This is a genomic window from Larkinella terrae (assembly GCF_009668025.1).
In the GTDB taxonomy this organism is placed as follows: Bacteria; Bacteroidota; Bacteroidia; order Cytophagales; family Spirosomataceae; genus Larkinella; species Larkinella terrae.
Map to the genome: position 1 here is coordinate 522,794 of NZ_WJXZ01000014.1, position 24,897 is coordinate 547,690.

At 52.4% G+C, this 24,897-nt stretch carries 16 protein-coding genes; 6 read left to right on the top strand and 10 right to left on the bottom strand.

The features are described from left to right. Window positions 1-27: 27 nt before the first annotated feature. The 6 genes from GJJ30_RS24020 to GJJ30_RS24045 form a co-directional block, all read right to left on the bottom strand. Window positions 28-3,219 (bottom strand): SusC/RagA family TonB-linked outer membrane protein, encoded by a 3,192-nt coding sequence (locus GJJ30_RS24020; RefSeq protein WP_229313385.1) that lies wholly within the window; start codon window positions 3,217-3,219, stop codon window positions 28-30. 336 nt (window positions 3,220-3,555) lie between these two features. Continuing rightward, a complete protein-coding gene (locus GJJ30_RS24025; protein WP_154177733.1) occupies window positions 3,556-4,989 on the bottom strand; it encodes a DUF1501 domain-containing protein in 1,434 nt (477 codons plus the stop codon). Window positions 4,990-5,008: 19 nt separating this feature from the next. Then, window positions 5,009-7,369: a DUF1549 domain-containing protein gene (locus GJJ30_RS24030; protein ID WP_310588376.1), complete on the bottom strand. Its 2,361-nt coding sequence runs from the start codon at window positions 7,367-7,369 to the stop codon at window positions 5,009-5,011. Window positions 7,370-7,524: 155 nt separating this feature from the next. Next, window positions 7,525-9,018 (bottom strand): RagB/SusD family nutrient uptake outer membrane protein, encoded by a 1,494-nt coding sequence (locus tag GJJ30_RS24035; protein WP_154177734.1) that lies wholly within the window; start codon window positions 9,016-9,018, stop codon window positions 7,525-7,527. Window positions 9,019-9,029: 11 nt separating this feature from the next. After that, the gene (locus GJJ30_RS24040; protein WP_154177735.1) at window positions 9,030-12,158 is read right to left on the bottom strand and encodes a SusC/RagA family TonB-linked outer membrane protein; all 3,129 of its coding nucleotides are present in this window, start codon (window positions 12,156-12,158) and stop codon (window positions 9,030-9,032) included. A 181-nt stretch (window positions 12,159-12,339) separates the two neighbouring features. After that, window positions 12,340-12,591, bottom strand: a complete 252-nt coding sequence (locus tag GJJ30_RS24045) for a hypothetical protein (protein WP_154177736.1) — start codon at window positions 12,589-12,591, stop codon at window positions 12,340-12,342. A gap of 379 nt (window positions 12,592-12,970) precedes the next feature. Here GJJ30_RS24045 and GJJ30_RS24050 point away from each other — a divergent pair, with 379 nt between their 5' ends. Then, window positions 12,971-13,528 (top strand): RNA polymerase sigma factor, encoded by a 558-nt coding sequence (locus GJJ30_RS24050; protein WP_154177737.1) that lies wholly within the window; start codon window positions 12,971-12,973, stop codon window positions 13,526-13,528. Window positions 13,529-13,551: 23 nt separating this feature from the next. Here the strand turns inward: GJJ30_RS24050 and GJJ30_RS24055 are convergent, their stop codons facing one another. Continuing rightward, window positions 13,552-13,824, bottom strand: a complete 273-nt coding sequence (locus GJJ30_RS24055; RefSeq protein WP_154177738.1) for a hypothetical protein — start codon at window positions 13,822-13,824, stop codon at window positions 13,552-13,554. Window positions 13,825-14,205: 381 nt separating this feature from the next. Here GJJ30_RS24055 and GJJ30_RS24060 point away from each other — a divergent pair, with 381 nt between their 5' ends. After that, on the top strand, window positions 14,206-15,948 hold the full coding sequence (locus GJJ30_RS24060; RefSeq protein ID WP_229313508.1) for a glycoside hydrolase family 9 protein: 1,743 nt from the start codon (window positions 14,206-14,208) through the stop codon (window positions 15,946-15,948). Between the two features lie 84 nt (window positions 15,949-16,032). On the opposite strand, the gene GJJ30_RS24065 is transcribed toward GJJ30_RS24060, so the two are convergent. After that, a complete protein-coding gene (locus GJJ30_RS24065; RefSeq protein WP_154177740.1) occupies window positions 16,033-18,285 on the bottom strand; it encodes an ELWxxDGT repeat protein in 2,253 nt (750 codons plus the stop codon). A gap of 253 nt (window positions 18,286-18,538) precedes the next feature. Continuing rightward, window positions 18,539-19,552: a zinc-binding alcohol dehydrogenase family protein gene (locus GJJ30_RS24070; RefSeq protein WP_154177741.1), complete on the bottom strand. Its 1,014-nt coding sequence runs from the start codon at window positions 19,550-19,552 to the stop codon at window positions 18,539-18,541. A gap of 333 nt (window positions 19,553-19,885) precedes the next feature. On the opposite strand from GJJ30_RS24070, the gene GJJ30_RS24075 reads away from it, so the two are divergent. Next, a complete protein-coding gene (locus tag GJJ30_RS24075) occupies window positions 19,886-21,040 on the top strand; it encodes a fatty acid desaturase family protein (RefSeq protein ID WP_154177742.1) in 1,155 nt (384 codons plus the stop codon). Window positions 21,041-21,148: 108 nt separating this feature from the next. On the opposite strand, the gene GJJ30_RS32545 is transcribed toward GJJ30_RS24075, so the two are convergent. Then, window positions 21,149-21,280: a hypothetical protein gene (locus GJJ30_RS32545; protein ID WP_262885386.1), complete on the bottom strand. Its 132-nt coding sequence runs from the start codon at window positions 21,278-21,280 to the stop codon at window positions 21,149-21,151. A 230-nt stretch (window positions 21,281-21,510) separates the two neighbouring features. Here GJJ30_RS32545 and GJJ30_RS24080 point away from each other — a divergent pair, with 230 nt between their 5' ends. The 3 genes from GJJ30_RS24080 (at window position 21,511) to GJJ30_RS24090 (ending at window position 24,816) form a co-directional block, all read left to right on the top strand. After that, entirely contained in the window at window positions 21,511-22,794 is a 1,284-nt protein-coding gene (locus GJJ30_RS24080) for a M20/M25/M40 family metallo-hydrolase (RefSeq protein ID WP_154177743.1), read from the top strand. Between the two features lie 42 nt (window positions 22,795-22,836). Further along, window positions 22,837-23,979 (top strand): NAD(P)-binding domain-containing protein, encoded by a 1,143-nt coding sequence (locus tag GJJ30_RS24085; protein WP_154177744.1) that lies wholly within the window; start codon window positions 22,837-22,839, stop codon window positions 23,977-23,979. An 87-nt stretch (window positions 23,980-24,066) separates the two neighbouring features. Next, window positions 24,067-24,816: a porin family protein gene (locus tag GJJ30_RS24090; protein WP_154177745.1), complete on the top strand. Its 750-nt coding sequence runs from the start codon at window positions 24,067-24,069 to the stop codon at window positions 24,814-24,816. Window positions 24,817-24,897 lie beyond the last annotated feature (81 nt).

Genomic DNA, 24,897 nt, shown 5'->3' on the forward strand with positions numbered 1-24,897 from the left:
TTAAATGAGTTTAAAAATCGGCCTGACTTAGAAATTCAGATTGATGCCCAGCGTGTACGTACGCGGAACCGGGTAGCTGGAGAAGTCAACCCCCTGGCTCAGGTTCCCACCGTCACCATTTCCATCACCCTGTGCACTGGTTTCCGGATTCGGTCCACCGGTGTATTTCGTGAATACATACACCTGTTGGATGGAAGCGTACAGACGAGCCGATTTAAAGAATTTATTGATCGCGCCGATGTTGTAGCCCAGCGTGATGTTTTTGATCGTGAAAAACGAGGCATCGGCCAGGAATTGCGTACTGTTCCAGTCACGCTCGATACCGGTAAAGTTACCACCGTTGTTGGTCGCGCCGAACATGCCAGTACCCGGCGTGATGACGGTCGTAGCAACGCCCGCTGCGTTATTCTGCACCCGGAAGCGATCTTTCACACCAGCTACCATGTTGAAAACCGCATCGAGGTTAGCCGTGCTGTAGAGGTGGCGAACCCAAAGCTGGTTGCCGTATGAACCCGAGCCTACGACGGAGAAATCCCAGTTGCCGTACGTCAGGGTGTTGGTAATCCCGTAGAGGAATTTCGGGAACGGAGTTCCAATGATCGTCCGGTCGTCGGCGTCACCACCGTACGTAATCACACCATCGCCGTTCACATCTTTCATCTTGATCGTGCCGATGGCCGAACGACCCGGAATGATCGGTGAGTTTTTCAGCTCTTCCGCATTCTGGTAATAACCTTCTTTGATCAGACCGTAGAACTGACCGAATGGCTGACCAACCTGCGTAATGTGGAACGTACCGTATACGCGGTCGATGCCCGGAGCCAGCGAAACCACCTTGTTCCGGTTGAAGGAAATGTTGGCGTTGGTCGTCCATTTCAGTTTGCCTTCCGTGTTGCGGGTTGTCAGAGCGAATTCGTGGCCCCAGAATTTAATCTCACCGATGTTATCGTTGAAGTTACCAAAACCGGCTTCCTGCGGAATCTGCACGGCGTACAACAGGTTGGTAGTCCGTTTCGAATAGTAATCATACGTAAACTGAATCCGGTCGTTGAGAATACCCAGGTCTAAACCTAAGTCCAGCTGTTTGGTCGTTTCCCAGCCCAGGTTGTTGTTTGCCAGGGAGGTTACGGCAGCCCCCGTTGCCACGTTACTACCAAAAACCGAGTTGACGGTGTTGTTCACCAGTGCATACTGCGTGTAGTTACCGATGTTGTTGTTACCGATTACCCCGTAGCTGGCCCGCAGTTTGGCAAAAGATACCTGTGAGATGCTTTTAACAAAATCTTCATCCGAAATAACCCAACCGGCTGATACCGATGGGAACGTACCCCAGCGGTTGGCCGAACCGAACCGCGACGAACCGTCCGTCCGGATGGCCGCGGTCAGCAGGTATTTTCCTTTGTAGTTATACGACAAACGCGATAGATACGACGTCAGTGTCCATTCGTTTACGCCATTGGTCGTACCACCCCGGTTGATGTTCAATGCGCCCTGAATGGTTGGCAGCCGGTCGTCGGCGTAGGTGTCGGCCTGAATCCGGGAGAATTCCTGACGATACCGCTGATTGGTGAAACCGCCCAGCAGTTCAAAGTTGTGTTCGCCGAAAGACCGCGAGTAAGTGGCCGTGTTTTCGTTCAGCCAACCCACGTTTTCCAGGCTCTGACGGATTGAAACGGCGGTTGTCGGAATCGGAACGTTGATCGCGCTCGTGGCCGTCGACGGGTTGAAGAAGAAAAACTTGTTGTTTTCAAACTCGACGTTGATCGTCGATTTCAGGTTCAGACCCTTGATTGGGCTATATTGAATATAGGCATTGCTCAGGATCTTGGTCTGTTTGGTTTCGTTGACCAGTTCATTCGCGGCCCGTACCCAGTTCGGATAGGCAAAGATGTTACCCGTGCTGCCCGGAAACTGGTTGTATTTGGTCAGTTCGCCGTTGGCATCGTAAATCGGCATCACCGGCCAGGTGTGCAGCGCGTTGAACAGAATACCGGTTCCGCGATCACCATCGGTCCGGGGCGTGTTATCGAAAACGTACTGGGGAGCCACGTTGAAGCCCACCCGCACTTTTTCGGAGATATCATAATCCGTATTCATCCGGAGGGAATACCGGTTGTATTTGGTGTTCAAAACCACCCCTTCCTGGTTGAATACCCCACCGACGATCGACGTTCTGGATTTTTCCGTGTTCGATGAAATACTCAGGTTGTAGCTTTGAATGGGAGCTTTCCGCAACAGGGCACCGTACCAGTCGTTGTTCTTGCCTTCATATTGCGACGGATTCTGGAATTCGACCGGAACCGCCTGGCCCTGATCTTCGTAGTATTCTTTCTTGAACTGCGCAAATTCAACGGCGTTCAGCATTTTAACCCGGCCTTTTTCCGGAACCTGCTGCATACCGTAATACGCGTTAAAGCTCACGCTGGTCTGACCGGCTTTTCCGCGTTTGGTCGTTACAAGCACCACGCCGTTGGCCGCCCGCGAACCGTACAGTGAAGTCGAAGAGGCATCTTTCAATACCGTAATTTCTTCAATTTCATCGGGGTTGATGGCACCGATGCTACCGGTAATCGGAAAACCGTCGACGACATACAGCGGATCGCTACCGGCCGAAACCGACAACTGGCCCCGAATCCGGACCGACATCCCCTGACCGGGTTTACCCGTAGTCTGGTTGATCTGAACCCCCGCCAGACGGCCCTGCAATTTCTGGGTCACCTGCGAAACCGGAATGTCTTTCAGTTCTTTGGCCGATACGGTTTGAACGGCCCCCGTCACTTCTTTTTTCAACTGGCTACCGTAACCCACGACGACAACTTCCGACAGCGTCTGGTCGTCGGGTTTCATTTTGATGGTCAGGTTGGTTTGCGTGCCAACGGTAATTTCCTGTTTCAGGTAACCAACGGAACTGAAAACCAAAACCGCCCTTTCACTGGTTACTGAAATTCTGAATTTACCCTGCGCATCGGTGGTGGTTCCCTGGCTGGAGCCTTTCACGACGACGTTTACACCGGGCAGACCCACTCCGGCTTCGTCGGTTACCGTTCCGTTGACATCGGCTACAACGGCGGCTGTATGGGTTGTTGATTTGTTTTTATTGCCATCACCGTCGGTATTTGCCCAAACGGTGCTGGTTACTAAACTCACTAACAGACACGGCACCAGCATCTGTTTTACATAAAATCGGGGATCACCCAATGGAGTAATGCATCTTTTCATAATCGAGAAGGTAAATGGTTTTAGAAAAATGGAGTCTCCACCGTAGAGAGAGGACAATTTCTTTCAGTTCTGTCAGTGGAGGTGAGACTGGAATGATTCTGACATCCCGGAGTCTTTTCTAACAGGTTTTAATCAGAGCATGAGAGACGTTGGTTAGGTTCTACTTACGATGTTAAGGTGGTGCTTTTAGGAATGGACAAACCGGCCAGGGATTGCAGTATTATTCAATTAAATGCATGAGCAAACTGCAAGTAATTATCAAATTAATTCAATTTACGAAGATGTATGGCAACGACTATCCTTTACTCTGCTGTTTTAGCAAAAAAAAACGTTTTTTTAGGATAATAAGTCCATAACGGCTTTGCCTTTGCCGTCGGGCGTGGTGTAGAAGGGGCGTTTTTCGATTTCGTACTGGGTGTCGGGAGCGATGCCCAGCGCGTGGTAAATAGTCTGGTGAATGGCGTCGATTTTGACCGGATTTTCGATGGATTTGCAGGGGCGTTCGTCGGCGGTTTTTCCGTACACAAACCCACGTTTGATGCCGCCACCGAACATCAGGACCGAAGCTCCGTCGGTAAAATGGCGGTGCATTCCGTAAAATTTCATATCGGAGAGAATATCCGGCTGGTTCACTTGCTCTTTCACTTTCTCACCGGGCCGGCCTTCCACCATCATGTCACGGCTGAATTCGCTGGCCAGAATGATCATTGTCCGGTCCAGGTGACCGGTTTTGTCCAGATCCGCAACGAGTTGCGCCACCGGGCCGTCGATCAGTTTTTTCATATCCACCATCCGCGTGTGGCCATTTTCGTGCGTATCAAAACCCTTGAACGGTTCGTATTCGGTGGTGACGCTGATAAATCGGGCGCCCTGTTCCGTCAGTCGGCGCGCCAGCAGACAACCCAGACCAAATTTGCCGGTATTGTAGATGTCGTAACTCTCTTTCGGCTCGGTGCTCAGGTCAAAAACTTTCGCTTCGGGCGAATTCAGGAGCATGTACGCCTGTTCCATTGAGCGTTTCAGGGATTCTTTCTGGTAGTCGCTGCCGAATTCACCAATCGGGCTGTTGCTGACCAGATCGTTGTAAAGCTGATTGCGTCGTTCAAACCGGCTCGCGTTCATGCCCACCGGCGGGCGAACGCTTTCCAGGCCCTGGCTGGGGTCGGGAATGAAGAATGGCCCGAACTCGTTGCCCAGAAAACCGGCCGTGTGGAACGCTTTCAACTCCTCGGCTTCGCCCACCGTAAACCGCTGGCCGATGTCGATGAAAGCCGGAATAACCGGATTTTTGGGCCCCAATTCCTTGGCAATCCAGGAGCCAATGTGCGGAGCGGCAACGGTTTGGGGCGGTTCATAGCAAGTGTGCCAGTGGTACTGGTGCCTCGAGTGCAGAATAAAGCCCAGATCGGCCGAAACGTACGACCGGATGAGTGTGCCTTTGTCCATCACTTTTCCGATCGACTGGAGACCTTCCGAAAAGTTAATGCCGTCCAGAACCGTCGGAACCGGTTTGAACGTACTCAGAACCCGGTTTCCTTCCATTCCCGTTTCGAATGGCGTATAGCGTTTGGGGTCGAAGGTTTCGGTATGGGCCATGCCACCGGCCATCCATAGCAGAATAACCGTATCGGCGGTTCCGTTGGTCTGACCAATTTTCTTGGTTTTACAGCCTGACAGGAGACTGGCCATGGGAGCACCGGCCGCTAAAGCCGCCATTGTGGCTGCGCTGGCTTTTTGCAAAAACTCCCGTCTGTTCCAATTGGTTTTCATGGTTGTATGGTCTTTCCTGTTAATTAATCAGTTGAAATTCAGGGTGTAAGCTAATCGCCCACACCAGATCCTGGATACCTTCCACGCTGGGACTTTTACCGACAATTTTCTCGGCCACGGCCAGTTCTTTGGGTTGCGGTTCGCGGCCTAGTGCTTTTCGGTACAACTCTTTCACAATCAGCTCCGACGACGGATATTTGGCTTTCCAGAGAATCGCACCATTTTTTAACGCCGTATTGAATTTGGCCCCGTTGGTCAGCTCGAGCGCCTGCAGGAGGTTGGCCTGCGAAGTCCGGCTGGTGCTGACGGTTTCGCGGTTCGGGCGACCCAGCGCCGTCAGGAACGGATCGTTTTTCACCAGCGATGCGCGCGGGAACGGAATTTCCTGCTTGATGGTCTCGGGCAGCAATTTAGTCGCCAGGGAAGTGTCGCCGTAAACCGGGTTGAAAACGATGCTGACGGCATCGGCAAACTGTTCGGCGGAAAGCCGTCGGCGCACCATGCCTTCAAAAACATAGGTCGGCGCCGTGAGCAGGGCCGGGTCTTTCACGCTGATCGACGGCAACTGATACGTTTTCGACGTCAGAATGGAAGCCATTAATCGCTTGATGTCGTAGCCGTTGGTTGTAAAATCAGAGGCCAGCCAGTCGAGCAGATCCTGACTCCAGGGCTCATTATCCATCATATCGACGGGTTCGACGAGGCCGCGGCCCATCAGTTGCGCCCAGATCCGGTTCACCAGTGTGCGGTAAAGACGGCCATCTTTCGGCTGAACCATAAATTCGGCCAGTTGCCGAAGCCGTTCGGGCGTCGGAGCTTCGCCGTTGATCGTGCCCAGTTCCTTGAACAGAATCTTGCGTCCGGCCATTTTGCCGGTCGGTTTGTCGCAGCGGTGAATTTCCAGGGTGGTGTCGGAAAAGATGTTGGCGAAGGCGTACGAATCGGCCAGTTTCCAGTCGCTGATGAAGCTGTCGTGGCACGAAGCGCACTTCAGGTTCAGCCCCAGCAGCACCTGCGCCACGTTCTGAGCGGCCTGCATTTCGGTGCTCTGGCTCGAGTTGATCGTTCCGCGCCATTTGATGCCTTTGATAAATCCGGACGATTCTTCGGACGGACTGACCAGTTCCCGCACAAACTGGTTGTACGGTTTATTGTTTTTCAGCGAGGCATAGAGCCACTTCGTAATGTCGAACCGGCCTTTGGTAATGTAACCGGTTCCGGAATAATCGTTACGCAAGGCATCGTTCCAGAAGGTGAGCCAGTGCTGAGCGTAGTCCTGGTTCCGGTTGAGCAGTTCGGTCACGAGAATTTCGCGCTTGTTGGGGCGCGTATCCGCCGTAAAAGCCTGAATTTGTTCGGGCGTCGGCAACAGGCCCACCACGTCCAGGTAAACGCGCCGAAGGTACGTGTGATCGTCAACGACGGTTTTCCAGGCAATTTTATTCTTCTGAAAATACACATTGACAAACCGGTCGATCGGGTTGGTCAGGTCACCGGTTGCGGCCGGAATTGCGGGCAGGCGCGGTTCCAGGGCGGCAACGCGGTAAATGCTTTTTTCGGCACCGCTGGGCCAGGGCGCTCCTTGCTTGATCCAGAATTCGAGCACGGCGATTTCTTTCTCGGTGAGCCGTTTGCCTTTGGTCGGCATGGCGTCGTCGTGACCCGCCGGAAGTTTGACCCGCCGGATCATGTCACTGTCTTCGGGGTGACCAACTTTCAGAATCGGGCCGTTTTCACCCCCTTTGAAAAGCAATTCTTTCTTGTCCAGCCGCAATTCGCCCTTGGTTTTGGTGGCGCTGTGGCAACTGTAACAGTTATGCGCCAGAATGGACCGGACTTCCAGGTTCAGGTCCTCAATCTGCTTGGGATTCAGGGGTTGATTTGTATTGCTGATGAAGGCAAGGTTGGGATTCGGGGCCGTGGGGGCCTCTTTTTCATTCCCGAAGGGCAAAACGCTGGTCAGGTAATCTTCGCCGTGCGTCAGTAGCGCGCCGTAATGACCGGCAATGGTTACGCCAAAAACCGTCAGAAAGAGCAGCGTCCGATACAACGCCTGACGCCCGGAACGCAGCGCAAAAACCGTAATCAGGGCGAGGGTCATGGTCGCAAGCCCCGACCACTGGTGGACGGTTACGGTTTGGCCGCCGTATTCTTCCTGGTTGATCAAAATAAGTCCGAAGGCTGCAGCAATCACCGAGCTGATGGCGCCGATCCAGACCAGTGCGGTAATGCCGGCCCGCATATCGTTCGATTTCCGGGACCAGCCAATGATTTCCAGCAGCAGTGCCACACAAAGCAGACCAACCGGAAAGTGGACGATCAGCGGATGCAGACGACCCAGAAACTGCCAAAGCCAAAAAGATTCTGTTAAAACGGTCACTGGTTAAGTTGGGTTGTATTGAGGTGAAACAGATTTACGGTTTGCGGTCTTCGGTTTACGGTAGCGGACGCATTTTGTCTCTGCGCCAGCCCACCGTAAACCAAAAACCGTCTACCGTAAACTACTCTTTATTTTTAAACGAACCAAAACCGGTTTTAGTAGCCCGGGTTTTGGGTTAATTTACTGCTGATCAGGATTTGTGGGGCCGGAATCGGGAGGTAATATTCGTTGTCCGTGTACACATAATCCAGCGCGTTGAAGGCAATGCCACCCCGGTCGACCGTTGGTTTGGCCTTTTCCTTGGCGCCGTACGCACTCATGAAAGCCGATAACTCGGCGGGCGTTTTGGTTCTCCGCAAATCAAACCAGCGGTGGTTTTCGAAGGCCAGCTCAACCCGGCGTTCTTTCATGATCGCATCCCGGAGGGCCGCTTTATCCAGACCGGCTACAGCCGCCAGACCCGCCCGTTTCCGAACCTGATTCAGGTAGTCAAACACTTCGGCCGAAGGGCCGGTGGCTTCGTTGATCGACTCCGCCAGCATCAGCAACACATCGGCATACCGCAGCACCGGCCAGTTGTTGTCCGTCCGACCGGTAATGGTATGCGGATACGTAAACTTGATGATGTACGGGATGTTAACCACCGTTCCATTCAGCGTATAGCTGGTTTTCAGGGAAACATCCTTGCGCAGATCACCCGGCTCATAGGCCGCAATCATGTCGTTGGTTGGGATGTTCCGCCCGCCCGGTGTCGTGTTGGCAAAACCGGTAACGGCTCCGGCCGACAACCGGGGCGCAAAGGTATAGGCAAACGTGCTCCACTCACCGAGGTCATTTCCACCCTGAAACTGAATTTCAAAGATGGATTCGGGACCGTTCTTTTTAGCCGGATTGAAGTTGTCGGCATACAGCGGATTCAGCGTGTAACCAGTAACCTGTTTCAGCGTCGTGACGGCGTCAGCGTATTTCTTTTGTGTCAGGTACGTTTTGCCCAGTAAGCTCAAGGCTGCCCCTTTCGTGACCCGTCCGGCCTGACCCGACGGATAAGTAGCGGGCAACAACGCCACGGCTTCTTTCAGGTCTTTCTCCACCTGCGCCCAGACTTCGGTTTGGGGAGACCGCGTCAGGTCAAAAGCCGCATCCGGTTTATCCAGCGTTTTGGTTACCAGCACGACATCGCCGAAATACTGCACCAGATTAAAATACGAATACGCTCTGATAAACTTCAACTGCCCTTCGATCGGGCCTTTGACAGCCGCATCGACCGAACTCCCCGCCATTTTTTCAAGGGTGTAGTTGATGTTGTACATCATGGAATAATACTGGTTCCAGACGTTGGAAATTTCCCCGTTCCCCTGGTTGACAGTTGAAAATTCGAAGGCTTCCCAACCGGCTGCGCCCCCGCGGTCGAGCGGGTTGAAGTCGAGGGTGGTGTTGTCCGACGGAAATTCCTGAAAGATGTAAGCCGAAGTCGTAATGGTCTGTAATTGACCATATACGCCGTTCAAAGCCTGCAACAACTGGGTTTCCGTTTTGTAAAAGAGGTCGGAGCCGATCCGGGTCGGGTCGGTCGTCACCAGCATATCATCTTTGCACGAAAATTGGGCAAGACAAAAAAGCAGCGTACCTATTGCGGTTATTTTTTTCATGTCTGATTCGATTAGAAGTTTAATTTGATACCCGCAGCGAATGTTCTCGGAATGGGATACGACTCATCGTCGTTGTTCAGCTCGGTTCCACCGCGCACCCCGGCATCCGGGTTGTTACCCGGGTATTTCGTGAACATGAGCAGGTTGTTGCCCGTCACGAAAATCCGCGCATCGCTCAGGATTGATTTCACTTTCGGCAGGTTGTAGCCAATGGTTACGGTCTTCAGCCACATGTAGCTACCGTCATAGACATAGCGCTCGCTACTTTCGCGCGACCATTTGAAGTAGCTGGTACCGCCCTGCGAGTTTTTCGCGTTCGGGTTTGAGCCCGGGTTTTCCGGTGACCGCCAGCGATCTTTGGCTTTGTCCAGCACGTTGAACACGCCGTCCATGTTCATCGTCGAAGCCTCGATGTTCCGATACACGTCGAAGTCCTGCGCACCTACGAACATCACGTTCAGGTCAAACCGCTTGTAATCGGCGGCAAAGGTCCAGGCCCAGGTAAAGGCCGGGTTTGGATTGCCGATTTCCACCATGTCCTGCGTGTCGTAGGTAATCACTCCGTCGCCGTTGGTATCCGCAAATTTCATCGCACCCGGAATGGCACCATCCTGCTTCGGCCAGGCATCGATTTCGGCCTGTGTATTGAAAATACCCATTTTCTTGTAGCCGTAGATCATACCGATCGGGCGTCCCACTTTCTGTACGTTGTAACCGCCGTAGAAGCTACCGTAGTAGAGCATGTCGTTCGCACCTTTGATCGCCAGAATCTTGCTGCGGTTGAAGGTGATGTTGGCGTTGGTGCGGAAATTGACCGGCCCGATGTTGGTCCGGAAATCGGCACCGATTTCAACCCCTCTGTTTTGAACCTTACCGATGTTGGCCAAGCTGGTGGTAAAACCGGATACCGCCGGAATCGAAATCGGCAGCAACATGTCGTTGGTAATCTTTTTGTAGTATTCCAGGTTCAGCGTCAGCTTGTTGTTGAACAGCGCAACGTCCATCCCCAGATCCAACTGGTTCGATTTTTCCCATTTCAGTTCGGAGTTGGCAAACGAGCTAACCACTTTCCCGGCTGCGAACGCATTGCCCAGGATGTAGTTGTTGGCGCCCACGAAGGCTAAGCTTGGGTAGTTACCGATGTCGTTATTCCCCGTCACCCCAAAGCTGGCGCGGAGTTTCAGGTCGGAGAGCCAGTCCGTTTTTGGCATGAACGACTCTTCCGAAATGCGCCAGCCCACCGAAGCCGCCGGGAAATTACCGTACTTGTTTTTAGCCCCGAACCGGGAGCTACCTTCCCGACGGAACGAAGCCGACAGCAGGTATTTGTCTTTGTAGGAATAGTTGGCCCGGGCCAGAGCCGCCAGGTTCACCCAGCCGTATTCGTAGGAAGTCGACGAACGGATCGAGGCTGATCCTAAGAACGGAACCAGGTCATCAGGAAACGTATTACCCGAACCGGTAAATCCGCGTACGCGCTCCTGCTGAGCCGTATAACCCACCAGGAAATCGAGGCTATGCTGATCACCGATTTTCGGATTGTAGGTCAGCAACTGATCCAATGAATAGTTGACCAGCTCTTCCGTGTTATCGGTTTCGGTCGCAATCCGCGGAGGAGCACCCGCCGTACCTGATGCAACGGACAAACCGATCGTCGACGGGACGTATTCCTTATACGTGTTATTGTTCAGCTTGATGTTCGCGGAAGTTCTGAATTTAAAGTCCTTCAGGAACGAGACTTCAACATACGCGTTGGTCAACAGGTCGGCGATGCTTCTTCGGCGCAGTACATTTTCCAGTACATACAGTGGGTTCGGGAAACCGAATACGCCGTCGACGCCATTGCTGTATGGTTTGAGGCTTCCGTCCGCGTTGTAAGGCGTATCGCGGGGGTCCATCAGCAAGGCACCGCCCAGCAACGCACTCCTGCCGTCGGTGTTCGCCAGGTTTTGGCGTGTATACGTTCCGTTAATGTTCAAACCAACGTTGATGAATTTGTTGACCTGTCCACCGAGGTTGGAACGAATCGAAAACCGGTCATAATTGGTTTTCTTGACGGTTCCTTCTTCCTTATAATAACCCGCCGAAATCATGGCTTTCAAGGGGCCCTGACCGGAGGTAATGTTCAGGTTGGCGTCGGTATACGGAGCGTTGTTGTGCAGAATCAGGCCGTACCAGTCCGTTGAATACTTCGTTTGTTCCGGATAACGAAAACCGATGGGCACCTCGTCAAGTGTCGGCTCGCGTTTTTGCAGAATGCGGATCTGGTCTTCAAAAATCTCCTTCTTGAACTGGGCGAATTCCACTCCGTTCAGCATTTTCACCCGCCGGGTCATCGGCAGCGACTGAATACCGTAGTCGAGCGAAAAACCCACATTGGTTTTTCCTTCTTTCGCATTTTTGGTCGTAATCAAAACGACCCCGTTGGAACCTCTGGCTCCGTAAATAGCGGTCGAAGCGGCATCTTTCAAAACCGAAATGCTTTCGATGTCATTCGGGTTCAGGTTCTGGCCGACAGATGTACCCACTGCAAAACCGTCGATTACGTACAGCGGGTTACTACCAGCCCCCAGCGAACCGACACCCCGCACGCGCACTTCGAAGGCACCACCGGGCGTTCCCGCTTTCGTTTTGACAACGACCCCCGCAGCGCGCCCCTGCAACATCTGGTTCATGTTGTTGGCGGGCTGCTCACCGATGTCTTTCATGTTGATAACCGAAACCGCAGACGTAATGTCCTGTTTCCGCTGCGAACCGTACCCCACCACGACGACTTCTTCGAGGGAGCGATCGCCTACGGCGAGTTGCACATCGACTTTGGTGCGATTACCAACTGCAACTTCCTGTGACTGGTAGCCAACGAACGAAAAGACCAGTGTAGCATTGTTTTCCGGAACATCCAACCGATAGCTTCCATCGGCAACGGAGGTTGTACCCCGGGTGGTGCCTTTCAGCACGACACTGACGCCCGGCAGCGCATCTCCTTTTTCATCTTTGACGCTCCCGGTGATGGTCCGGTCGAGTGGGGCATTTTCGTAGGCATACAGGCGCGTCGCAGCCAGCGTGAGCAGACACAGCAGAACGAACGAAGCCCGGATGAAGTTACCCGAAATGGGTATCAATTGTAAGGGTTTTTTCATTGCTTTTTTAGTTAAGGATATTTTTCAGTTTATCAACGGGTTGATTAGTAGGTAGTTTGAGAACTACAGGTTAAAACGGGGATCACCGTGGGGCTGGCCTTTGGAAGGCGAGAGAGTAAAAGTTTCGGAGCATAGGTAGCGGGTTTAGTGAATAATGAAAAAGCGATTGGGCATTGGTAAATTAACCGTCGTGCTGCCACCATTTTAAATGGATGGTCTGATTGTCGGTTTCTTTTTCGGCCTGTGTTCGGTGTAGAATTTTGGCCCAGAGGAGTTCTTCCAATTGATGTCTGGGCAGGCTGCCATTTTTGTCTTCGTTTTCCTGATCCAATAAATCATACCAATAGTCCATCATCTGTTTTTCTTCAGATGAGCAACTGCCGTCCATGTAGCGCTGGAGCAGTTCCAGAAAATCGCTGCGATTCGTTTGCATTCTCAGTATAAAACCGGAATAATCAGTTCAGGGGAAGGAATAGCCTTTATATATACGTCAATCCTGAGAAAAAAAACCGCAAATCGTTCTGTAAAATAGTAGAATATTTATATTATCTTAACGAAAGACACTAAAAGTTCTTTGTTTTGTCTCATCAGCGATCGCAAACGTGAAACACTTACCCGATGGTTATTATACTAAGTGAAAATTGAAATAAACCAAGCTCCGGTTTTTAGTGATTTTTTTATCAAAAAGTTTAGCACAGGTAAGTACAGGATAGGGCGTAGGGTTAAAATGGAAATCTTAGAATATAATTTTAGTCTTTTCGGAGAGCGAACGCTGCAAAAACGTTCAGGTAGACCCACTATAGCAAGCTTCTATGGAATACTCGGTTTTAAGTGATGTCGTATTGGTAAAACTTCTCCAGACTGGTGATGAAGAGGCTTTTCAGGCGATTTATCGCAAATACTGGCATCCTCTTTTTGTCGTGGCCCGGAAGAAACTTTACTCACAGGAGAACGCTGAAGAACTGATTCAGGACCTTTTTGTGGACTTGTGGGAACGACGGGAGACAATTCAGATCGACGAACTGAAGAAGTATTTATATGGAGCGGTGAAATACAAAATCCTGAACCATATCAAGGCCCTGCTTATTCGGCAGAAATACGAAAATTTCAAGATTGCCGATCTTTCCGAATCCGACTACCAGACCGAAAACCTGCTGGCTTACGAAGATCTGAACAAAGCCCTCGAAGTTGGCATCGCGCATCTGCCCGATAAAACCCGGCAAATCTTCCGCCTGAACCGCCTGGAAAACCACTCGGTTCGCCAGATTTCCCTGCTGCTGCGTATCCCCGAACGGACGGTCGAATACCACATCATGCAGTCGCTGCGAACCCTCCGGTTTCACCTCAAAGAATACGTAGGAGCGGTTTAACAGTTTTGCCGGAGCGGTTTTGGCTATTCTTTGTACTTCTTATTCAGAATTAGCTTGATTCCGTTTAACTCATCAACCACAAAGACATTTTCCGGTGGTACAATACCGCGGGCAATCCAATTGCTCACAACCATTGTACTTTTCAGATTGTGTCGTTTTGTATATTCCTGAAGTGTAATCCAATCACTCAGGTCGAGCACTTTCCCTTCCGACACCAGAAAACGTTTTCCTTCTTCAATCAGCTTATCCGATTCAGCCAGGAGTTCCTGTACGCTCTTTTTTTGCGTAATTTCCATATGATTTATTGTTGAAAAACACCGCTCGTTCTACGCTTCTTCGAGCCCCCGGATAATTTTCAGGAGTTCTGCTATCCGGTCAATCAGTTGATTCTTTTCGTTTTCAGTTAATTCATCAGCTTGATCTCGTAATACTTGCTTAAGCGTTGCGAGCTGCATCCGAAGGTGTAAAATCAGTAGTTGTTTTCGGGTCATAGGAACTACTATCCTGTAATATACTTTTGTTTTGTAACAAAACAAAAGTATATTTTTCGAAAGTTCTGTTTGTTCAGCTTTAATGAGACGGTGTTTGCCGGGAAGTGTCACAATTTTCAGATAATTTCAACGTAACTTCACCCGAAAACGATGCGATTTCCCAAAACCGCCCGACTTCAAATCCTGATGGCCATTTTCTGGGCTATCAGGATCAATATTCTTCAAGCCCAGTCAATTGCACCCGCCATTCGCCTGAACCAGATCGGTTTTTACCCGAAAGCCGCCAAAATCGCCATTGTGGTGGGCGACAGCCCGACGGCGTTTCAGGTAACGACACCGGATCTGAAGAAAGTCGTTTTCAAGGGGCAACTCAGTGAAGTCCGTCAGAACAGCATTTCCGGAAAAACCGCCCGAACCGCCGACTTCTCGGCCCTGAAAACCGCCGGGATATTCGTCGTTCTGATTCCCGGCCTGGGTCATTCCCAACCGTTTGAAATCAAAACCGACGTGCACCGCGCCGTGGCAATCGGTTCGCTGAAAGGCTTTTATTACCAGCGCGTTTCGGTTGGCTTACCGGAAAAATATGCGGGCCGCTGGAGCCGTCCGGCGGGGCATGTGAAAGAAGATAATCAGGTGCTGGTGCATCCGTCGGCGGTGTCAGCGGGTCGTCCGGCGGGCACGGTTTTGTCGTCGCCGAGGGGTTGGTACGATGCGGGCGATTACAACAAATACATTGTCAATTCGGGGATTACGACCGGCACTTTGCTTTCGTTGTACGAAGATTTTCCGCCGTTTTGCCGGACATTCAAAACCGCTATTCCCGAAAGCGGCAATGCACTGCCGGACATTCTGGACGAATCGCTCTGGAACCTGCGCTGGATGCTGACGATGCAGGACCCGGCCGACGGTGGGGTGTACCACAAGCTGACCAACGCCCGCTTCGACGGCATGGTGATGCCGGATAAAGCCACGAAAGAACGATATGTGGTGCAGAAAAGCGTGACGGCAGCCCTCGATTTTGCCGCTGTCATGGCACAGGCCAGCCGGATTTTCAAACCGTTCAACCGCGAGTTGCCTGGTTTGGCGGATTCCTGCCTGACGGCGGCCGTGCGGGCTTGGGAGTGGGCAAAGAAAAATCCGGATCAACTCTACCGCCAGAATGTCCTGAATGAGAAATTCGACCCGGATGTGGTCACCGGCGAGTATGGCGACCGCGACGCGAGCGATGAGTGGATCTGGGCCGCAGCTGAGTTATACGTGACGACAAAAGATGATACGTATTACAAAACCGTCAACCTGTTTCCGGACAACAAAATGCCCCTGCCGTCCTGGGCGCAGGTTCGGTTGCTGGGCTATTACACCCTGGCCCGGTTTGAAAAAACGCTAACGCCATTGGGAAAAAAGGATTTTCCGCGACTGAAACAACAGCTAACCGGTTTGGCCGACGAACTGATTCAGGACGTCGACAAACAGGCTTATCAGACGGTTATGGGCAAAACCGCCCGCGATTACATCTGGGGCAGCAGTTCGGTGGCGGCCAATCAGGGCGTCGCGCTCATTCAGGCGTATCGGTTGACGAACGACAAAAAATACCTGCGGGCTGCGCTGACGAACCTCGATTACCTGCTGGGCCGGAACGCGACGGGATACTGCTTCGTCACCGGTTTTGGCGATAAACCGGTCATGAATCCGCACCACCGTCCGTCGGTGGCCGATGGCATCGAAGCGCCGGTTCCCGGTTTGCTGTCGGGCGGCCCGAATGGCAATGCGCCCAAACAGGACAAATGCGAGGGCTACACGGCGACCTCGGCGGATGAGATGTTTATCGACGCATCGTGTTCCTACGCGTCCAACGAAATCGCTATTAACTGGAACGCTCCGCTGGTGTATCTGGCGGGCGCGCTGGAAGCGTTGCAGGCGGATCTGTAGAACCGGTTGTCGGAAAAAGCGAAGGAGGTTTACCAACCCATTGCGGTCGACAAACCTCCTTTTTTATGAAGTGGGCTAGTGTACTTAATTGGTTTTCAGAAGCTTGATGGTTTGCGATTCACGCAGGTTCGACACGCGGAGCAGGAGAATTCCCGATGTGGTGTTATTTACCGAAAACCGCTGATGTTCCGTCGCTGTGGCCTGTTCGATGTGCCGTTCGGCGAGCGGGCGGCCCTGCAGGTCAGTGAGCAAAAACCGGAGCGGTCCTCCTTCAGCACCCCGCACATTGACTTCCACCTGATTATTCTGGATCGGATTTCCCAGCACCGTTACCTCAAGCGGTTTTTGCGATTCGGCTGATTCGGTCGCCAGTCGACTGCCGCTCGGACAGGTCAGGGTTTTCGGTGCCCATTTCAGGACATAAGTGCTGTTGTAAACTTTCGCACTGATCGAGTACGTCTGCCCGTTTTTGATGCTTGCCGGGGTCGGGAAACTGTACGCATGCTCGCCGTTGCCTTTGCCCTGGTCTTTCAAATCCTGCCGGAAAATGTTGGCGTCGATGGTGCCGATGGAGTTGCCGTTGGCGAAAAACTCCAGTTTCATCACCGTATTGGGTTTGTCTTTGTCCCAGACCCAACCCCGGATGGTGCCGCATTCGACCTTGTCGAGATAGCCTTCAAAGTTACCGGTAACCGATCCGGGGTTACCGCCCGGATTGGGGTTATTGACCACCGGCTGCACCACAACCGTCGCGCTCGCTGCCGGGCTGAGGCAGGCATTGACCAGGCAGGTGGCCGAGTACACGTACGTTCCGGTGAAGGAGGTTGGAACGGTGATGTTGCCCGTACCGGTATTGTTGTTCGGTCCGCCGGGGCCGGACCAGTTCAATTGGCCGTTGCAGTTGGAAGCCGATAACACAACGGGGGCCGAATTCTGGGTGACAGTTACTTTATTTTGACCATTGGCCCCCAGGTTGGGCGCGGGCGGATTCACGCAGGGATTCAGGCGGAACAGTTGTTTCTGGCCGTTGGAGCCGGTGGCCGCAAAATACAGGACACCGTTAATCGGAGTTAGCTCAAAAGGCGATGCATCCGCCGGACCGGGGTTAATTTCTCCAACGGGTAAGGTTCCGGCTTCGGTTCCGTCGCTTTTCCATAGTTCGAAACCGGTCGCAGCGGTTTTGGCGTTCATGTATAAAACGCCGTTCATTTCCGTTAGATTGGTCGGTTCCGAAGCATCCAGACCCGGACTGATGTCTTTCACCAGTTTTGTTCCGATAGCTGTACCGTCGCTTTTCCAAAGCTCGCGGCTGAGGTTGGGATAATAAGCGGCAAAGAAAAGCTGGTTGTTCATAACGGTCAGGCCACCGGGCGATCCGCCCTGCTCGCTGCCGGGGAAAATGTCTTTCACCATGACGGTTCCGGCGGTCGTGCCGTCGCTTTTCCAGAGTTCCGAACTGCAGTTAAAGTCATACGCTTTAAAATAAGTGGTTCCGTTCAGGTTCGTAAAACCGTAGGCTTCAGAAGGTGAGGGGCCGGGATAAATGTCTTTCACCATGACGGTTCCGGCCGCCGTGCCATCGCTTTTCCAGACTTCGTTACCCGTGCTGCTTTGCCAGGCCACAAAGTAAAGGGTGCCATTCATGTTGGCCAGGTACGAAATGCTGGATTCGTTCGGGCCGGGGTTGATGTCTTTCACCATGACCGTTCCGTTAAACGTGCCGTCGCTTTTCCAGAGTTCGAGGCCGCTGGAACCGTTATTGGCTTTGAAAAAGAGCGTACCGTTGACATTGGTCAGGTATTGCGGATTGGCTTCACCGATGCCGTAGTTGATGTCTTTCACCAAAACCGTACCCGCTTCAGTACCGTTGGATTTCCAGACTTCCGAGCCGTTGATGCCGTTGTTGGCCCGGAAATAGAGCGTACCGTTAACGTCGGTCATCCAGGCCGGGGTGGAGTCGAGGGCTCCGGCGCGAATGTCTTTCACCATGACGGTTCCGGCGGTCGTGCCGTCGCTTTTCCAGAGTTCAACGCCCGCCGTGCCGTTTGAAGCGGCAAAATACAGGACGCCGTTGACGACAATCATCCGAACCGGTGACGAGCTGCCCGCGCCGGGATTGATGTCTTTCACCAAAACCGTACCGGCGGCCGTGCCGTCACTTTTCCAGAGTTCAAAACCGTTGACGCCATCGTTGGCGCTGAAAAGGATTTTTCCGTTGAGATTGATGATTTCGGTAATTCCGCCGGGAAAACTTTTGAGGGAAATCGGTTGGGCATTCGCCGAAAGGAAGGGAAGCCAGCAGGTCAGCATAAGAGAAAGAAACGTAAATTTCTTCATGATGTTCAATAGTAAATGGTGTGGAATCGTGACGAATGCCGTAAAAGTAGAACCGGGATGTAACCAGATGCGAGTCAGAATAAATAACCGGTCTCTCTGACCCAATAACCGGCGGCATTCGGAAATACCTGACAAATCCGGTTTTGATAGGGGGGGACAAATGGAGAAATGTATCAAAAAATGGCCATGACCGCCGGAAAACCGGTGGTCATGGCCATTTTTCTTATAAATCTTGATGAAAACCGCTCTCCGTTTACATTTCCACCATCGCTTTGATGACGCCGTTGGCCGGATTCAGCCAACTGGCGAACTGGTCTTTGACCTCACCAAACTGCACCCGATGCGTAATGTAAGTTACCGGATCGATCAATCCCTGTTTCAGCGAGTTCAAAACGTGTTCGAAATCCTGCCGCGTGGCGTTCCGGCTGCTCATCAGCGTGGCTTCCCGCTTGTGAAATTCCGGATGGCTCAGGGTGATTTCCCCGCGCTGAAGCCCTACCAGCACATACCGCGCGCCGTGGGCCATGTATTGAAAAGCATTGTTGATGGCCGCCTGATTACCCGTCGCATCGATCACGACCGTCGGCATGTCGCCGTTGGTAATCTCGCGGAGCTGTTCGGTGACATCACCGGCGCGGGCGTTGAGGGTGTAGGGGACCTGCAATTTTTCCCGGCAGAAAGCCAGCCGGGCTTCGTTGACGTCCATGGCAATAACGCGCCCGCCCGCAATCCGGGCAAATTCCATGACGCCCAGGCCGATCGGTCCGGCACCAATAACCAGCACAAACTCACCCGGCTGAACGCCCGCCCGCCGAATGCCGTGCGCGCCAATTGCCAGCGGCTCGGCCAGCGCCAGTTCGTCCAGACTCAGGCCGTCGCCGTGCACCAGCGAATACGACGGCACTTTCAGGTATTCGACCATGCCGCCGTCCATGTGGACGCCCGACACCTTGAGCTGAACGCAGCAGTTGGTTTTTCCGGCGCGGCAGGCCACGCAGGTTCCGCAATAGAAATAGGGGAGAATGGTTACTTTTTCGCCTATTTCAAAACCGGGTGCACCGTCGAACTCGACCAGCTCGCCCGCCAGTTCATGCCCTAAAATGCGCGGGTATTCAAAAAACGGCTGCGTTCCCTGAAACGAATGCAGGTCGGTTCCGCAGACTCCGATGCGTTTCATTTTGATGATGGCGTGGTCCGGGCTCAGTTCCGGTTTGACACCGGTCCGGTATTCAAACTGGCCGGGTGTTGTGCATACTAAGGTTTCCATGTTCTCTCAATGACCGGCTTCTCTGATGTGCTGAATCGGCAATACAAAGGAAAGACAAGTGATTGAAGAATTCTTCTATTTTATTACCACTATAGTAGGATATTTTAACATCCTTTCGGCTATAAATCTCCATCCATATGAAAACAGGCTCTTGGGGTCTAATTAGGGGTTAGTAATATATTTATTTTATAGAGACAGTATAAAATACGGTTTTCTTCGTTATAGATTTTACACAGTCCATTGTGGACCAATAGCACAAATAGAATCAGGGGAGCGAATACGGTCGTCAGGAGTAATTGGTTGACAGGTGCCTTGTAACCCGGCAAATGAAATATGACGACGACAAACGTTAAGTTCCTCAACAAGGACAAATCTACTTTTTTCCCGGTACTCCGAACGCGAATTGAGCAGTACTTCCAGGAAAACAAAATCTGCAAGTCCGGCGGCTCCCCAATCGTTGGCAAGGCCATCTGCATGTTGAGCCTTTATCTGGTTCCTTATGTGTTGATTCTGAGTAATTTATTTCCGGCCTGGGCAATGCTCGTCCTGTCGGGGATCATGGGAATCGGTATTGCCGGTGTTGGCATGTCGGTGATGCACGATGCCAATCATGGCTCGTTTTCTACCTCTCCCTGGATTAACCAACTGTTCAGCGGCAGTCTTTATCTGCTGGGGGGAAATGTGTATAACTGGAAAATTCAGCACAATACGCTGCATCATACCTACACCAACATTGACCAGTTGGACAGCGATATCACGGGCAAGCCGTTTCTTCGGCTCTGCGATCAGCAACGGCTGCACAAAATGCACCGCTATCAGCACCTTTACGCGTTTTTGCTGTACGGCCTGATGACATTTTCGTTCCTGGTCAAGGATTTTCGGCAAGTGGCCGAGTTCAATCGGAAGGCGAAACAGAAATTAACAAAAGCATTTTCAACCCGCGAAATTGCAGTTTTACTGGTCAGTAAACTGCTTTACGTCTTTTTTGTGGGCGTATTGCCTTTGCTGCTGACGGATATCACGTTCGGGCAGTGGGTGATCGGTTTTCTGCTGATGAATTTCGTGGCCGGTTTTGTGTTGAGTGTTATTTTTCAACTGGCTCACATTATTGAAGAAGTTCATTCACCGATTCAGAACGACCAGGGAAACATCGAAAATGCCTGGGCCATTCATCAACTCGAAAGTACGGCCAATTTTTCGGGCCACTGGCTGATGTCGTGGTGCATCGGTGGGCTCAATTATCAGATCGAACATCACTTGTTCCCATCGATCAGCCACGTTCATTATCCGGCTATTGCACCGATTGTTCGGGAAACCGCCCGGCAATATGGCCTTCCTTATTACCAGAAAACGTCGATTTTCGATGCGCTCGGTTCTCACATTAATATGCTGAAAAAACTGGGACGACACGCCGGGCAAACCGTAGCCGCCCAGCGTGTCGTCTGTACTCCCCAACAGGTGATCAGTAGTTCTCAACCGATTGGATAAACCGGGAGAGATCCTCTTTTATGGTCAACGCTTCAGTACTTTTATCGTCTGAATCTGATCACCACCGCCGATGCCCAGCAGCTACAGCTCTGCTGGTAGATTGGCCTACTACGGTTGGCGATCTTCCGCCGAAATCATCTGGCTGCCACTGTGGCAGGTCAGCGTATAATCGCTATTCTGAACTTTGGCCGGAAAGACATGCGGTTGACCATCTTTCACGCTGGCCAGAGTGATAAACATGTTTGCCGTTTCTTTCTCCGCTTAGGGTGTAGCTGGATTGTTCAGGCTTTAAAACGACCCGCCCGACATCCTGACGACTGAAAGCCACGTACCTGCCCGCCAAAAGGTGCCGATCAAATGAAGGAGTGAATGTGTGAACGGTTTTGTATACAGAAAACCGTTTATCGGAAACTTGCGCATATTTGCCCGATCCTTCTTAATTTGAGTCGCAACCGGATGATTTTCACAACATGACTAAATTTGTACTGACTGCTGTTGCCCTGCTCGGCTTTGACCTTGCCACTCATTCTCAATCCCTTTCGCCCGTCGAGAAAAAAGTCCTTGCCACCGCCCGGCAACTGCAACCCGAAACCGAGAAATTTCTGGAGAAAACCGTCAACATCAACAGCGGGACGCTCAATCTGGAGGGCGTTCGGGAAAACGGCAAACTGCTGGCCGCTGAATTTGAAAAGCTGGGCTTCAAAACCGAGTGGATCAAACTGCCCGACTCGCTCAACCGTGCCGGGCATCTCGTGGCGACTCGAGTCGGAAAACGCGGCAAAAAGCTGTTTCTGATTGGTCACCTGGATACGGTTTTTGAAAAAAGCCTGCCGTTCGAACCTTTCACGCGGGTCAATGATTCAACAGCGACCGGCCAGGGTACCAACGACATAAAAGGCGGTAATGTGCTGATTCTGGCGGCTTTGAAAGCCTTGCACACCCACGGTTTATTGGACGATGTGTCGATCACAGCCTATTTTACCGGCGACGAAGAAAGCAGCGGTGGCCCCGAAAGTCGCCGGGATTTTATTGAACGAGCTAAAAAATGCGACCTGGCGCTGGCGTTCGAAGGAGCGCAGGGACTGAACGTGGTTACAACCGGTCGCCGGGGATCGAGCAGCTGGACGTTGAAAGTGGCTTCCCGAACCGGGCATTCGTCGCGGGTCTTTACCGATCTGGGTTACGGTGCCATTTTTGAAACCGCCCGGATTCTGAACGAGTTTCGGCGCGTGCTGGGGCAGGAACAATACCTGACGTTCAACCCCGGTTTGATCGTGGGCGGTTCGGATGTGAAATACGACGAAAAATCAGCCCGCGCCGAGACCACCGGCAAAACCAACATCGTGGCGCCCTCGGCGCTGGTAAAAGGCGACCTGCGGTTTATTTCCGAAAAACAGAAGGAAAGCGCCCGCACCCGAATGCGCGAAATTGTGGAGAAAAGCCTGCCGATTACGAAGGCCACGATCAGCTTTCAGGACGGGATTCCGGCGATGGAGCCGTCGGAAAAGAATGAAAACCTGCGGAAAGTGGTAGATCAGGTCAGCCGGGACATGGGCCTGGGGCCGGTGCAATCGGGTGATCCGGGTTCGCGGGGGGCGGGCGATGTCTCGTTCGTGGCCGAATACCTGCCTTGTCTGGACGGCCTTGGTGCGTCCGGCAAAGGTGCGCATAGCATTGAAGAAAATATCAATCTGAAAGAATATCCTTTCCTGATTCAGCGAACGGCGGTGTTGTTGTATCGCCTGACGCGTTAACACCGTCCGGGATTTGTCCGACAAAACCATTCTACCCTTACCATGAACCACGATTCCGAAACCCTGATTATCGGCGCCGGTCCCTTCGGGCTGGGCCTGGCGGCTTATCTTCAAAACCGGCAGCACGATTTCCGGCTGGTCGGGTATCCCATGGAATTCTGGAAACGCCACATGCCCGCCGGAATGTTACTGCGATCGGGGGTAGAATGGCACCTTGATCCGGATAATCAGTGGACGATTGAGCGGTTTTTGACTGAGCGCGGGGAATCAACAGAACAGCTTGAACCGTTGCCGTTGGAGTTATATCTGGCTTATTGTGAGTGGTTTATTCGTCAAACACAACTTCCAATTCAGGAAACCTACGTGACGCAACTGAGTCGAAACGGAGCCGGTTTTCGCGCTACATTGGCGGATGGTTCAAACCTGGAAGCCCGGCAGGTGGTGGTGGCAACCGGTTTTTATTCCTATTCCCACGTGCCGGATTCGGTATCGGAACTGATTCCGGTCGCCCGACTGCGACATACCCGCGATGCCAACGATTTAGCGGCTTACCGGGATAAACGAGTCCTGATTGTGGGCGGTCGTCAGAGCGCATTTGAGTGGGCGGCTTTGTTGCGGGAAGCCGGAGCGGCCCGCGTCGATCTGAGTTACCGGCACGATACGCCCCAGTTTACGGTTTCGGACTGGTCGTGGGTGGAAGCGCTGGTGACCGGGATGGTCGATCAACCCGGCTGGTTCCGGCGATTATCGTCCGAAGAAAAAGAAGTCCAGCGCCTTCGGCTCTGGACAGAAGGGCGGCTGAAGCTGGAGCCCTGGCTGGCCGAACGGATTTTTCGGCCGGAGGTGCACTTACACCCCCGAACGCAGGTGCGGGCGGTTTCCGAAAAACCGGGTGGTTTGTCCGTAACGCTGGACTCGGGCGAGGAACTGGCTGTGGATGAGGTGATTGCCGCAACGGGCTACCAGGTGGATATCCGGCGATTGCCGTTTCTGAGCGAATCGTTGCTAACCGAATTGGAAATTACGAACGGTTTTCCGGTTCTGGACGAAGGGTTTCAGAGCAACGTGACGGGCTTGTATTTCAGTAGTTTCCCGGCGGGGCAGGCATTCGGGCCATTCTTTGGATTTACCATCGGCGTTCGGGCGGCTTCCCGCATTTTGGGTGCGGTTTTGAACGGGGAATAGGTTTACGGTTGTCGGTATACTGAAAACCGCATACCGAAAACCATTCACGCAATAACGGGTTTATCCGATGTCCACACTTTACATCGTATGAGCCGTATTTCTGTTTCGCGGGCGCTTGCGCCGATTTTTTTACTCCTGCTGGCATTGCCGCTGCGGGCCCAGTTGAAGCTCGATCTTGAATCGGGGGTTGTTCTTGGAACGGCGTATACCGATGTCCGGATTCCGAATCGGGGCGGGACGCTGGTTGATTTGGCGAAGGAATTGAGCGCTAATCCGAAAGTTTTTTACCGGGCTCGCCTGGGGTACACGATCGCCAATCGCCATACCATCTCGGCTTTATACGCTCCCCTGACGGTTCGGTATCAGGGACGTTTCGGGCAGGATATCAACTACAATAATGTCGTCTTTCCAGCTAATCAGCCCACCACGGTTTTTTACAAATTCAATTCCTATCGGCTGACGTATCGCTACGACTTCGTGGTTCGTGACCATTGGCGGGTCGGGGCCGGGCTGACGGCCAAAATCCGGGATGCCAATATTCGGTTTGAAGGCGAATCCAATCAGACGGGCTATGATAACGTCGGTTTTGTGCCGCTGCTGAATTTTTACGCGGCTTATTCGCCCACCGATCGCTGGACGGTTTTGCTGGAGGGAGATGCCCTGGGCGCGAAGGCGGGCCGGGCGGAAGATATTTTTGTGGGCGCGGCTTATAACATTAGCTCCAAGCTGGGGATTAAACTTGGGTATCGCGTGGTTGAAGGCGGGGCCGATTCGGACGAAATCTACACGTTTACCTGGATCAATTATGCCTCCGCGGGTTTGCTGCTGACGTTTTGATTCGGCAATAAAAAACGGTTTTCGGTGGCTGGCGCATTCATTGTTTCATGCGTTAACTACCGAAAACCGTACACTGAAAAC